Annotated in this window: 12 protein-coding genes; 3 read left to right on the forward strand and 9 right to left on the reverse strand. The window is 41.7% G+C overall.

Annotated features, from left to right (window positions below):
* Positions 1–34: 34 nt before the first annotated feature.
* Positions 35–712 carry a 6-hydroxyaminopurine reductase gene (yiiM, locus tag M1F17_RS00345; RefSeq protein WP_110592749.1) on the forward strand — a complete coding sequence of 226 codons (678 nt, stop codon included), beginning with the start codon at positions 35–37 and terminating at the stop codon, positions 710–712.
* Between the two features lie 65 nt (positions 713–777).
* Here yiiM and M1F17_RS00350 read toward each other — a convergent pair whose 3' ends face one another.
* On the reverse strand, positions 778–2412 hold the full coding sequence (locus M1F17_RS00350; RefSeq protein WP_206277635.1) for an ABC transporter ATP-binding protein: 1635 nt from the start codon (positions 2410–2412) through the stop codon (positions 778–780).
* Positions 2405–4090 (reverse strand): ABC transporter ATP-binding protein, encoded by a 1686-nt coding sequence (locus tag M1F17_RS00355; protein WP_318837163.1) that lies wholly within the window; start codon positions 4088–4090, stop codon positions 2405–2407. Before M1F17_RS00355 ends, M1F17_RS00350 begins: the two co-directional genes overlap by 8 nt.
* 186 nt (positions 4091–4276) lie before the next feature.
* On the opposite strand from M1F17_RS00355, the gene M1F17_RS00360 reads away from it, so the two are divergent.
* A complete protein-coding gene (locus M1F17_RS00360; RefSeq protein ID WP_318837164.1) occupies positions 4277–5182 on the forward strand; it encodes a LysR substrate-binding domain-containing protein in 906 nt (301 codons plus the stop codon).
* Between the two features lie 44 nt (positions 5183–5226).
* Here the strand turns inward: M1F17_RS00360 and M1F17_RS00365 are convergent, their stop codons facing one another.
* Positions 5227–6102 (reverse strand): pirin family protein, encoded by an 876-nt coding sequence (locus tag M1F17_RS00365; protein ID WP_004263218.1) that lies wholly within the window; start codon positions 6100–6102, stop codon positions 5227–5229.
* Between the two features lie 266 nt (positions 6103–6368).
* Between M1F17_RS00365 and M1F17_RS00370 the strand changes: the two genes are divergently transcribed.
* Entirely contained in the window at positions 6369–7046 is a 678-nt protein-coding gene (locus M1F17_RS00370) for a hydrolase (protein WP_318837165.1), read from the forward strand.
* A gap of 95 nt (positions 7047–7141) precedes the next feature.
* Here M1F17_RS00370 and trpS read toward each other — a convergent pair whose 3' ends face one another.
* The 6 genes from trpS to aroB form a co-directional block, all read right to left on the reverse strand.
* On the reverse strand, positions 7142–8182 hold the full coding sequence (gene trpS / locus M1F17_RS00375; RefSeq protein WP_004263211.1) for a tryptophan--tRNA ligase: 1041 nt from the start codon (positions 8180–8182) through the stop codon (positions 7142–7144).
* A 16-nt stretch (positions 8183–8198) separates the two neighbouring features.
* Positions 8199–8891, reverse strand: coding sequence for a phosphoglycolate phosphatase (locus M1F17_RS00380; protein ID WP_004263209.1), 693 nt, complete (start codon positions 8889–8891; stop codon positions 8199–8201).
* Positions 8888–9562: a ribulose-phosphate 3-epimerase gene (rpe, locus tag M1F17_RS00385; protein ID WP_004263207.1), complete on the reverse strand. Its 675-nt coding sequence runs from the start codon at positions 9560–9562 to the stop codon at positions 8888–8890. The genes M1F17_RS00380 and rpe overlap by 4 nt, the downstream gene beginning before the upstream one ends.
* Positions 9563–9577: 15 nt before the next feature.
* Positions 9578–10480: an adenine-specific DNA-methyltransferase gene (dam, locus tag M1F17_RS00390; protein WP_004263205.1), complete on the reverse strand. Its 903-nt coding sequence runs from the start codon at positions 10478–10480 to the stop codon at positions 9578–9580.
* A gap of 82 nt (positions 10481–10562) precedes the next feature.
* On the reverse strand, positions 10563–11468 hold the full coding sequence (locus tag M1F17_RS00395) for an SPOR domain-containing protein (RefSeq protein ID WP_180312273.1): 906 nt from the start codon (positions 11466–11468) through the stop codon (positions 10563–10565).
* A 261-nt stretch (positions 11469–11729) separates the two neighbouring features.
* On the reverse strand, positions 11730–12818 hold the full coding sequence (gene aroB, locus M1F17_RS00400) for a 3-dehydroquinate synthase (RefSeq protein ID WP_094962887.1): 1089 nt from the start codon (positions 12816–12818) through the stop codon (positions 11730–11732).
* Between the last annotated feature and the right edge of the window lie 26 nt (positions 12819–12844).

Here is a 12844-nt window from a genome sequence, read left to right on the forward strand (position 1 = left end):
TTCATCCTATGTGAGTATTAAGGTGTGATCTTGCATGAAAGTATCTCCCCAAGTTTTTATCGGTAAAGTCCAAGCAACCCAGTTTTGTGGGCACAGCGCTATTCACAAGCAAGCTGCCGATGGGTTATTGATGTTAGGGCAATTGGGACTTGATGGCGATGAACAAGCTGAAAAACGCTTCCATGGCGGGCCTGATAGAGCACTTTGCCATTATCCTCGTGAACATTATGATTTCTGGGTAAATGCGTATCCTGATTTAGCCGATTTATTTGTTGCCTCTGCATTTGGGGAAAATATATCAACATTGGGTATGAGTGAAGAAAATGTATTTATTGGGGATATTTTTGCATGGGGTGATGCGCGTATTCAGGTCACTCAGCCTCGTTCCCCTTGTTATAAGCTCAATGGGTTAACGGGAATTGAAAATTTTGCACAAATGATGCAAGACAATGGGCGCTGTGGTTGGTTGTACCGTGTCATTAAAACAGGCAATGTTAGTGAAAATACGCCATTAACCTTATTAAGCCGCAATAGTGATATTTCAGTACAAGAAGCGATTATGATTGCATTTCACGCCCCTTATGATGAAGAGCTGTATCAGCGGCTTTTAAGTGCTGCAGGGTTATCCGCAAGTTGGAGCTTAACCATGCAGAACCGTTTAGATAACCACCGAATTGAAGAGTTTAAGCACCGGTTGTTTGGTAAGCGTTAATATAAAGCGATGTGCTTATGGCAAAGAGAGTATTTGGCCATAAGCACTTGCTAGCAATATAACGCCTAAGTCTTAGGCATTTGTTGTATAAACTGTTGGTACCACGGTATATTCGCCATTAATTCGAGATGTGTTCCCTGGGCAATAATTTTTCCTTTCTCCATATACACAACATGGTCTGCTTGGCGAGCGAGATTAGGCTGGTGGGTGACGATGATACGTGTTTGTTGTTTTGCTTGAGTAATAAGGTCAATCACGGAGGCTGTATTGATATTATCAAGGCTTGCCGTTGGTTCATCCATTAAAATGATATTAGGATGCTGTAGAATCAGCCTTGCAATACACAGCCGTTGTCTTTGTCCTCCAGAAAGTAACATACCACCGGCACCTACCTCTTTTTCTAAGAACGTATGATTGGCAGTGAAATTAAGTTGTATCAGTAATGCACTGATTGCCCGGTCATCAATATTATCATCATCAAGTACCAAATTTTGGCGTACGCTACCGCTAAATAAACGGCTATCTTGCAGTAAGACTCCCCGGCGAGCACACAACACCTCTTGTGATAGGTTTTTAATATTTTTATTACCGTAGTTCACACTGCCATGTGTTGGGTCTTGTAAGCGGGCGAGTAAGCCTAATAATGTACTTTTTCCTGCTCCTGATGGACCTACAATGACGGTAATTGTATGTTCTTTAAAGTTAAGGTTTATATTTTGTAAAATGCGTTTTTTATTATCACTGTAAAATGATAACTGTTCACAGCTAACGCTATCGATAGTGGGTGTTAATGAACGATAAGGAAAGTTCAACACGGGGGCCTTCAAGGCTTTTTCGATTTGTTGAATTGCTTTTTTCATTTGCCTAATTGATTGGTCTAAATGAGAAAGTAACCACATAGGCTCAATTAAACGAGCTAATAAAACTAACCCGGCTAGCCACATGTTTAGTGGCATCTTTGCATGATCAACTAAATAAATTCCGAATCCAAAGAGCGTAATAAACGCGGTTTGTACCATTAATGAAAATAATAAGTGAAATGGCAAGCTTCTTCGTTGTAGTTGTCTCTGAGTTTGATATTGGGATGCTAAGGCAAGTTTAGGATGCAGGTGCTCATAGTGAGTACTTGAACGACGAATCAATGGCTGGTGGAGAGCATATTGGTTGAGTGCACTCATTGCTTGTTGTTCTGACTCATGAACTGCTCGTTCGAAAAAAGCAATTTTGCTGGCAGACAAGCGTAAAGAAATTAATAACAAAAAGAGTATAAACAGTAAAATAGCGCCAAATGTACTTTGATAGATTAAAACCCCGATCACGATAGTACAAGGTGTAATTAACCCACTAATAATAGGATGCAACAAATGTGCAGGTACAGACATAACCTGTGATACCGGCCCTGAAATTAGTTGGTTGCTGTTTGATATGGGTTGTAATGAAAGAGGTAGATGGTGAATAAGTGCCGTAGCAAGATAGCGCATCACTAACCCCCCAGCAAAATAGCCTTTTTGAGTGGCTATAAATGTTACGGCTAATGTCGTTAAAATAGAAAGAGCGAATAATGTTAATGGCATTGTGGTATCAAGGTGCCAATCTAAAATAACAACAAATAAAAATAACCCGCTAATTCCCTCTAAAACAGCGCTTAGCGTCATCCAAAATATAGCATTACGTACGGTGTACAATAAGCGTTTAAGCACAGTTATCCTCCAAGGCACGTAAAAGTTTCTGATAGGGTTCTGAATGTATTGAAAGGTATTGATGCGAGCCTTGTGCGATTAATTTTCCGTTGTCTAACAATAATATGCGGTCTGCTAGATTCAAACCGCTTAAGTCATGGGTAATTAATACACAGGTTCGCGGCTCGGAGTGTAATAAATTGAGAACCCGTTGTGCATTTTGTGGGTCAAGCGCTGATGTTGGTTCATCAAGCAGCAATAAAGGCGCTGACGATAGGAGTGCACGCGCAATTGCGAGGCGTTGAGCTTCTCCACCGGATAACACCATATCTCGCCCTATTACGGCATCTAGCCCTTTAGGCTGTTGTTTTACAATCGATAATAAGTTTAGTTCATTAAGATAACGGTACATATTATCTTCAGTGGTGTTGGGGGCAAATAGCTGTAGATTTTCACGGATAGAACAAGGAAAAGGAGGGGAGTTTTGCATGACGATGGAAACTGTACGGTTCAAACTTGTCAATGATAGAGATGGTAATGGCGCTGAGTTAAAGAGCACATTTCCTTCAGTTGGGTCTAAATAGCGCGCCATAAGCTGTAATAAAGTACTTTTCCCTGCACCAGATGCCCCGACAATAGCGATAAATTCGTTAGGCTCTACGGTGATATTAATATTTGATAATATTGGATTATCACCTATTTTAACGTCAACTTGGACAAGTTTGAGCTCACCTTGGGATGGGATAACGTCCTTTTCTCCGTAATGCATGTCTGGTTCAGTTAGAAACTGGCGAATACGTTCTGATGCGCTGACGGCAAGGTTTAAGGCGTCTGCGCCATGCCCCATTGCAGCAACCGGTGCGGCGATACTGCTGATTAATAGAATGAACAAAATGATTTGATCGAGAGGCGCGGGCGCTGGCAGCAATGAGACCCCAAAAATAACCCATAATGACAGCAATGTGCTGCTGATACCGACTTGGGTCAGTGAGCTCAAGGCACCTATTTTTCTTATCCATCGTTTAAAGGCGATTTCAAATTGATATAGAGCTTGTGATGCTTTCTTTTGAATGGATTGATTAGGATATTGCCTTGCTTGCAGCGGGTTATCTGCGAGTTCGGCGTATTGTTGATATAGAGAGCCCATTGCTTGGTTACGTGCGGTGTATAGCGCCTGATAACGCACAGAACGCATTTGTCTAAATAAAAAAACAGAGACAATTAACGGTATTAAGCAAAAAACGGTGAGTAGGGCATTTTGCCATAATAGAATGAGAGTTGCTGTTGTGGGGAGGATAATCAATTTTGTAATATCAGCGGGGGCATGAGCGGTTAATTGATGTAACCCTCGCACATCGCGATCTGCAATTTGTAAAAAGCCGTCTCTACCATGTTGGGCAAAGTGGTTTAATGGAAGTTTTTCTACTTTATTCAGAAGTTGTAGTCTGACTTGATGGCAGAGATGGTTATCCGTTTGATGTGTTAAATACAGAGCAAGAGTTTGGCAAATTAGCCAACTTACACCACCGGTACAAGCAATAATAACCCACTCATAATATTGATGAACGGGAGCAACTGCAACTTGGCTAATTGCTATTAATGGAATGAGTGAACAGAGGCCTGCAATAGCTTGTAAAATAAGTGCAAATAATAATGTGAAACGATAGGGGCGAAGTAATTCCCAGAGTGCGCGGTACATGCGAAACCTCCAATAGCGAATCTATCACTTTAATTTATTTTGTTTTGTTATCGTGAATTAGTTGTTTTGCTCGCCAGACTATTTGTTTTGTTTGCAGGCCTTAAGTGGAAGTATTCATTTTTAAAGCGCTTTTTTAGGGTTTTTAGTAAGATGTGATATTACGATTGGGAATATTGGGGGAATGAGATGCAATATGATTTAAATGATCTCTACTATTTTGTGAAAGTTGTCGAATATGGTGGGTTTTCACAAGCGGGTTTGGCTCTGGGTATCCCTAAATCTAAATTGAGCCGACGTATTGCAGACTTAGAAAAAAATCTTAATGTTTCATTGATTTACCGTTCTACTCGCCAGTTTCATGTCACGGAAGTGGGACAAGTTTTTTATCAGCAGTGTAAAAATGTAGTTGATGAAGCTGAAGTTGCTCACGAATTGATTTGTTCCGTTCAGTCACACCCGAAAGGAACGATCAAACTATCGTGTCCAGTTGCACTATTACAAGTATATCTCAATGAACTACTTGTAGATTTTATGATAAAGTACCCTGATATTGATATCCAAATCTTAGCGGTTAACCGCCCTGTTGATGTCATTAGTGAAGGGTTAGATTTAGCTATTCGTGTACGTTCATTGCCCTTAGATGATTCAGGCTTAATGATGAAAGTGTTAGGGTATTCACGGCGTATATTAGTGGCTAGCCCACAATTATTCGTAGAGCAGGGTGAACTTACAGAACCAGAAAAGCTGGTGGATTACCCTATGTTAGCGAATACGGAGCATTCACAAAATTACACGTTAACCCTCAAAAATAGTGACGACCTTAGCTTTACGCAGCATTTTACCCCTAAGTTAGCGACAACAGATATCTTAACGTTATACCGCGCGGCACTAAAAGGTGTCGGGATCGCAAGGCTACCTTATGGTGTGGTAGAAAAAGACATTGAATCAGGGAATTTGATAGAGGTATTACCGCAATGGCAGTTTCCTGAAGATATCATTCATGCAGTATATCCATCACGTAAAGGGTTGTTGCCGTCAATCCAATTACTGTTAAATTATTTAGCAGATAATATTTCGCCGTCAGTGAAATAAATTTCCCCGATAGCGCATTAGGCTATCAGGGAAATATTCGTTATTTATTGTGTTTCAGGAATGCGGCCAAATTTCCCACTGTTGAAATCATTTATGGCTTCATTGATTTCTTGAACAGTATTCATCACAAAGGGGCCGTAGCCAACAACTGGCTCATTAATGGGATCACCACTGAGTAACAGCACTAAGGCATCTTCTGTGGCTTCTAACAGAATATTGCTGTCTGTATCGTCGAGGATCATCAGTTCCCCTTCGTTTAAAGCAGAACGGCCATCAACAAATATTGAACCACGTAGCATGACTAAACCGACATGGCGTCCCGCTTTAGTTGGGATACCCACAGTTTTACCTTTGTTAAGCTGCAAATCCCATACATCCAATGGACTAAAGGTTTGTGCTGCACCCTTATTGCCCAAATAGTCACCGGCAATCACTCGCAATGTACCTGCATCATTGGGTAATGCGACTTTTGGCATGCTTTGGCTTTCTAACAGTTGGTAGCCGGGGGCCGCTGATTTGTCTTTTGCTGGCAAATTGACCCACAGTTGCACCATATCAAGTGTGCCACCTTTTTTCATAAAGGCATCAGACTGATACTCTTGATGCAAAATACCCGATGCTGCAGTCATCCACTGAACATCACCTGGGCCTATCACACCACCTTCACCCGTAGAGTCATGGTGGGCGACTTCGCCATCATACACAATCGTGACTGTTTCAAACCCACGGTGTGGGTGCTCTCCAACGCCTCTGTTTGCTGAATTTGAGCTTGGGAAATCAAAAGGCCCCGCTCTGTCGAGCAAAAGGAATGGGTTGAGGTATTTCCCATGATCGTTATAGCTAAACATTGAACGGACAGGGAAGCCGTCTCCTACCCAATGGCTACGAGGAGATTGATAGATACCAATAATTTTTTTCATGGTTTTGCTCCTAAAATTGTTTTGATGACTGAATAATAAAGGAGCAAATCATTTGGCAGTAGTGGCAAAAATAGGTTTCATTGTTGCAGTGATAGAACAATAAAATAAAGTCTAATTATTCTATTTATAGAACAGTGTTTATCAAAAACTGGACTACTCAGCTTTAAATCGATGAATTAATCTAAATAACACGAAAACGGAGCGGATATCGTTCTATTTTTAAATCAAAAATAGGTTTCATATTTTATCGATTGAGAGGTTTCATCATGAGTAGCCCAGCTAATTTTAATGGTCAACGTCCTGCTATTAACCCAGAAGATGCGGTGATGTTATTAATCGATCACCAGAGTGGTTTATTTCAAACTGTAGGTGATATGCCAATGACGGAATTACGTGCTCGCGCCGCTGTTCTGGCTAAAATGGCTTCACTAGCTAAAATTCCAGTAATAACAACGGCTTCTGTACCTCAAGGTCCAAATGGTCCGTTGATCCCAGAAATTCATCAAAACGCACCACATGCACAATATATTGCACGCCGCGGTGAAATTAATGCATGGGATAACCCAGAGTTTGTGGCGGCCGTGAAAGCAACAGGTAAAAAGCAACTGATTATTGCCGGAACTATTACCAGTGTTTGTATGGCGTTCCCTGCAATTAGTACGGTGATGGATGGCTACCAAGTATTTGTGGTGATTGACGCTTCAGGCACTTACAACAAAATGGCGCAAGAAATTACCTTAGCGCGTGTCGTTCAAGCGGGTGTCGTTCCAATGGATACTGCTGCTGTTGCTTCAGAATTGCAAGGGACTTGGAACCGCGAAGATGCGGCGGAGTGGGCAATGGCTTACACGCAAATTTTCCCTGCCTATCAATTATTAATTGAAAGCTACAGCAAAGCGCAAGATGTTCTGAAAAATAATGAACAATTAGATTCAGAGCGTTAAGGTGAAATAAACAGCATCAATGAATTAATTGGTGAAAATTGATTAGAGTAAAAATGGGGAAAAACCCCATTTTTACTGAGTTAATACAATGATTGTTACTGAGGGCGTTTAACAAAACCAATAGCTTCGTAAACTTTATCTAACGTTTCTTGTGCGCGAGCAGCGGCTTTGGTTGCGCCTTCATCCATAATTTGGTTTAGCAGCGCTTCATCATTACGGAATTCATGATAACGAGTTTGAAGTGTGGTTAACATACCGGAAACGGCTTCTGCCACAGCTCCTTTAAGATGACCGTACATTTGCCCTTCAAATTCGGCTTCAAGTTCAGCAATTTTCTTACCTGTCACACCCGACATGATATCTAATAAGTTAGAAACCCCTGGTTTGTTTTCTAAATCATAACGAATACGAGGTGGCTCTTCGGAGTCAGTCATTGCGCGTTTGATTTTTTTCACGACAGATTTCGGGTCTTCTAATAAGGCGATAACGTTGTTACGGTTATCATCGGACTTAGACATTTTCTTGGTTGGATCTTGCAGAGCCATAACACGGGCACCACCACCAGTCGGAATGAATGGATCGGGTACAGTGAAAATATCACCATAAATGGCATTAAAGCGTTGAGCAATATCACGGCTCAATTCAAGGTGTTGTTTCTGGTCAATACCAACAGGTACTTGATTCGTTTGATAAATCAAAATATCTGCTGCCATTAGTACTGGGTAATCAAAGAGTCCCGCATTGATATTTTCTGCGTGACGGGCAGATTTATCTTTAAACTGAGTCATACGGCTCAACTCACCGAAATAGGTGTAGCAGTTAAGCGCCCAGCTCAGTTGAGCGTGTTGTGGTACGTGTGACTGCACAAAAATGGTGCTTTTTTTCGGGTCAATACCACATGCTAAATAGAGCGCAAGTGTATCGAGGGTTCTTTTACGCAGTTCAACAGGGTCTTGGCGAACGGTGATGGCGTGCTGGTCAACGATACAGTAAATGCAGTCGTAGTCATCTTGCATTTGTACCCACTGACGTAATGCACCCATGTAGTTACCGATGGTTAATTCACCGGAAGGCTGTGCGCCGCTGAATACGATTGGTTTTTGGGGTTGCTTTAATTTTTCAGTGGGAGTGCTCATTTAGTTATGTCCTTGCTTATTTTATTTCAGATAACCCGATTGCAGGTAATAAATCAGAAAAATGTGTTAATACACAGTTCGGTTCACTCAGTGCAATAGATTCACCATAGTTATAACCGTAGGTCAGACCGACACACGGGCATTCAGCGCTTTTCGCTGCAATAATATCATTACGAGAATCGCCGACAAAAAGCAATTCTTCTTTACGTAAACCGAATGTTCCCATCGTTAGGTAGAGGGGAGCAGGATGCGGTTTTAAAGCTTTGACGTCATCGCTACCCAAGACTAGAGAAAAGTAGTGTTCAATACCTAATTTCTTTAATAATGGCGCAATAAATGGGGTCGCTTTATTAGTAACAATCCCCATAGGTAAGCCATGTTTTGTTAATTGCTCTAAAGTGTCTTTTACTTCAGGAAACAGTTGGCTGCCTGTTGTGACGGACGTTGCATAGAATTTATCAAAACTGGCTCGAGCTTTTTTTTGTCGCTCAGGTGTGATTTCGGCACCCGCCCATGAAAGTGCGCGTTCAACTAACACATCAACACCATTGCCTACCCAAATAGAAACGCGTTCTTTACCTGCAGGGGCAAAATTAAATTCTTTGAGCATGTTGTCGATGGCTTCAGCTAAGCCAGCTGCACTGTCTACGAGTGTGCCGTCTAAATCGAAAGCGATCGCTTTGATATTCTCTAATACTACTTCAGTCATTGAGATACCTTTTGTAATTCGTTACGCATCGCGTCGATGACGGTTTTATAGTCCGGTTGGTCGAAAATAGCAGAACCCGCAACGAAGGTATCGGCACCTGCCGCTGCAATCTCTGCGATATTATTCACTTTGACACCGCCGTCGACTTCCAAACGAATATCATAGCCACTTTCATCAATTAATTTACGGACTTGGCGCAATTTATTGAGTGTTTGTGGGATAAACGATTGGCCTCCAAACCCTGGGTTCACAGACATGAGTAGGATCATATCAACTTTATCCATGACGTAATCAAGGTAGCTAAGTGGTGTTGCTGGGTTAAATACTAACCCCGCGGTACAGCCATGTTCGCGAATTAACTGTAGTGAGCGGTCAACATGTTCGCTGGCTTCAGGATGGAAACTAATATGGGTTGCACCGGCCTTAGCAAAATCTGGGATAATGCGGTCAACTGGCTTCACCATTAAATGAACATCGATAGGTGCAGTAATTCCGTAGTCTCGCAGTGCTTTACATATAGGTGCGCCAAACGTTAAGTTGGGTACGTAGTGGTTGTCCATAACGTCAAAATGCACAATATCGGCACCAGCTGCAAGAACATTGGCGGTATCTTCGCCTAAACGTGCAAAGTCAGCAGATAAAATAGATGGGGCAATGAGAAAGTTTTTCATTATTGTCTCCGATTATTAATCGTTATCTGAGAGCCATTCATCGCTAGGTACAAGGCGCTGCGTTTTTTTCTTATCCGTTTTTCTAGGAGAAAGGCTATTAGGTATACCCGGATATAATGCCAGTAACTCATTGACTTTTGTCCGGTTTAATATATTTCTACTAATGGTGCGACGTACTTTTACAATATGCAATTGAGCTTGATAATACCACTCTCTCGTCATCGGGGTATCATGATTTGAGATCAAGACAGGAATTTTACTTTCTGTTGATAACTTTTGAGCCAAAATAGCTAAGTTTTGTTGTTCGAGCGAATTAAATGCATTCGTGTGATACGCCGTGAAGTTAGCTGTATCTGATAAAGGTGCATATGGTGGGTCACAGTAGACAACAGACCCCTCTTTTGCGTTGAGCAAAGTTTCACCATAATGCTGAGTCATAAACGTGGCATTTTGTGATTTTTCAGCAAACCACAGTAATTCTTCTTTAGGAAAATAGGGCTTTTTATAGCGGCCAAAAGGAACGTTAAATTCACCACGAGAATTATAGCGGCATAACCCATTATAGCAGTGGCGATTTAAGTATAAAAAAAGGACACTGCGTTTCTCAGTATCGGTAGATTGGTTAAAGGCTTCACGCATTAAATAATATTGTTCGGAAGTATTATATTCAGGTGTGAAGATTTGCTGGGCTTCTTCAATAAAAGCATCAGCGCGGTCTTTAACCGTATTGTAGAGGTTGATGAGGTCACTGTTGATATCTGCCAGTATGTATGAATCATAACTGGTGTTTAAAAACACTGACCCAGCACCAACAAAAGGCTCAATTAAGCAATCACCTTGTGGAAGGTGTTTTTTGATTTCTTCCACAAGGGGGTATTTACCCCCAGCCCATTTTAAAAAAGCGCGTTTTTTTTTCATGCCGTCTTATTATTACAATCGTTTAGAGTAACTGCATTTATACTCTGTCAGGACAACATAATGCGCCCGGGGAAAAACGTTGTTATTTTTGATCCTGTTTGACTTGTTTCATATTTCTAACCCACGGTTTTTTCGCTTGTACTGCAGCAGGTAAGGTCCCTATTGCATTTTTTGCGTCGGTCACTGAACTATAATTTCCGTGAATAAGAACATACCAAGTTTGCCCATTACGTATGGTTTTATAAACTTTGTAATTGGCCAATTTGTTTTCTTTTGCGAAAGCTTCCAGTGTATCAGAGCGGCTTGCACTGCTGAGTTGCAATGTGTAGCTACCTGCTGGTGCAGACATGATATTGCTACCTTGGCTACTTGCCGTTGATTTTGCTGGCTGTTTAGTTTGCACAGGATGTTTTGGCTCAACGGGTTTTACAGGTGTTTTTTCTGGCGTTACTGGTTTGACTACGGGTTGTTGTTCCACAGGTTTAACGGTTGGTGGCGTTAACGGTGTCGTATTTTGTGGCTGGCTAGTGCCTGGCACAGAAACTTGGCCTTGGTTTAAGGCATCAACTACATCGCCAGGTATTTCGATTCGCTCACCCAGACCATTTGGTTGAGTTTGAGGTTCGCCTTGGGTTGGCGTTGGCGTAATTTGTGAACCAGTGATTTCTTGCGGTTGCCCTGATAGCGTTTGACCTTGTGAATTTGTCAACGATGAGGAACCCGATAAATCGATATTCTGTGAATTATTGGTACCCGTTGTTTGTTGCTTTTCATGCTCTGTAGGGGCTTTCAGCGCTGAGCTGATAGCAATAATGAGCAGCAATAAGACCAGTACACCCACACCAATCATAATATGTTGACGTGAAAGTGCAATTTTAGGTTTTGCAGCAGATGATGATTGGCGTGAGCGCCCTGTCGGTCTATCTGATGTATCAGGCCTAAGATCATTTTGACCTTGAGGCTGGTTATCTGGTTTAAATTCGTCCATTTTCCTCTCCCGAATAAAATTTGCCTATAGTAGAGATAAAATGTCTCTTATCAGTACAACCTCTAACGACCAAGCAGGATATCGCTGCTTATTTAAAGCATATATCCTTTCGTAATACCACGCTAGCCAAAGTGGTATTGATAATACGCTTTTTCAGAGTTTCGTATATAGGCGTAGGCATACCGTATAATTTAACGACTTTAGTGAACATCTACCAGTAACATTTTAAAACGCCAGTAAAAATTCAGCTTTTTCTTCGTTTTATGACATACAGGATGATATTGCCGCAATGACAGTCTGCGTATCAACATCTGAACGCATTTCCGAATGGCCGATAGTGGTAGGCAAAATTAAATGCAGTTTTCCACCCATCACTTTTTTATCTCGCATCATATGTGGGAGATAATCATCGGGCTTCATTTGTGAAGGGCCTTTGACGGGAAGTGATGCACGCTCTAAAAGTGTGACCACCCGCTGAGTTTGTTCAGGAGTAAATTGACCAAGTAATTCTGCTGTTTTTGCTGCCATAACCATGCCAGCCGCGACAGCTTCACCATGCAACCAGACGCCATAGCCCATATGCGCTTCGATAGCATGACCAAAGGTATGGCCTAAGTTCAATAATGCGCGTAACCCACTGGTTTCTTTTTCATCCGCTGCAACCACTTGTGCTTTTAGTTCACAACAACGGCGAATACAGTAAGCCATCGCTTGGTCATCAAGAGAGACGAGGGCATCAATATTCTCTTCTAGCCAGCTAAAAAACTCACTATCGAGGATAATGCCATATTTAATGACTTCTGCTAAGCCGGAGGCAAGTTCTCTTGGTGGGAGAGTTTTTAAGCAGTTGAGATCAACCACAACAGAAGTGGGCTGATAAAATGCGCCGATCATATTTTTCCCTAGTGGGTGATTGACGGCGGTTTTACCACCGACAGAAGAGTCCACTTGAGATAATAAGGTCGTAGGTACTTGAATAAAACGTACTCCACGCTGATAGCTTGCTGCTGCGAAACCTGTTAGGTCACCAATGACGCCCCCACCAAGAGCGATGAGGGTGGTGTCACGGTTATGGTGTTTTTCAAGTAATGCGGTAAATACATCATTCATAATGAATAATGATTTGTATTGTTCACCATCCGGTAGAATGATGGTATCAACTTTTACGCCTGAAGTTTCAAGGGCATTCTTTATCTTATCGAGATAAATAGGGGCAAGAGTTTCATTTGTCACGATCATTGCTCGTTGACCCGCAGTTAATGGCTCAAATGCCCCCGTTTGTTGATATAAGCCGGGTGCAATATTGATTGGATAACTACGTTCGCCTAGAGTGACGGTGACTTTTTCCATCTTGCTTTACCTTGAGTTCATTTTTG

The organism is Providencia sp. PROV073 (genome assembly GCF_033688125.1).
Classification (GTDB): domain Bacteria; phylum Pseudomonadota; class Gammaproteobacteria; order Enterobacterales; family Enterobacteriaceae; genus Providencia; species Providencia hangzhouensis.

Bases quoted from the DNA above. Each gene is read 5' to 3' on its own strand.
- rpe (WP_004263207.1), bottom strand. From the start codon at position 9,562: ATGAAAAACTTTCTCATTGCCCCATCTATTTTATCTGCTGACTTTGCA.
- M1F17_RS00395 (WP_180312273.1), bottom strand. From the start codon at position 11,468: ATGGACGAATTTAAACCAGATAACCAGCCTCAAGGTCAAAATGATCTT.
- M1F17_RS00380 (WP_004263209.1), bottom strand. From the start codon at position 8,891: ATGACTGAAGTAGTATTAGAGAATATCAAAGCGATCGCTTTCGATTTA.
- aroB (WP_094962887.1), bottom strand. From the start codon at position 12,818: ATGGAAAAAGTCACCGTCACTCTAGGCGAACGTAGTTATCCAATCAAT.
- M1F17_RS00360 (WP_318837164.1), top strand. From the start codon at position 4,277: ATGCAATATGATTTAAATGATCTCTACTATTTTGTGAAAGTTGTCGAA.
- M1F17_RS00370 (WP_318837165.1), top strand. From the start codon at position 6,369: ATGAGTAGCCCAGCTAATTTTAATGGTCAACGTCCTGCTATTAACCCA.
- yiiM (WP_110592749.1), top strand. From the start codon at position 35: ATGAAAGTATCTCCCCAAGTTTTTATCGGTAAAGTCCAAGCAACCCAG.
- dam (WP_004263205.1), bottom strand. From the start codon at position 10,480: ATGAAAAAAAAACGCGCTTTTTTAAAATGGGCTGGGGGTAAATACCCC.
- trpS (WP_004263211.1), bottom strand. From the start codon at position 8,182: ATGAGCACTCCCACTGAAAAATTAAAGCAACCCCAAAAACCAATCGTA.
- M1F17_RS00355 (WP_318837163.1), bottom strand. From the start codon at position 4,090: ATGTACCGCGCACTCTGGGAATTACTTCGCCCCTATCGTTTCACATTA.
- M1F17_RS00365 (WP_004263218.1), bottom strand. From the start codon at position 6,102: ATGAAAAAAATTATTGGTATCTATCAATCTCCTCGTAGCCATTGGGTA.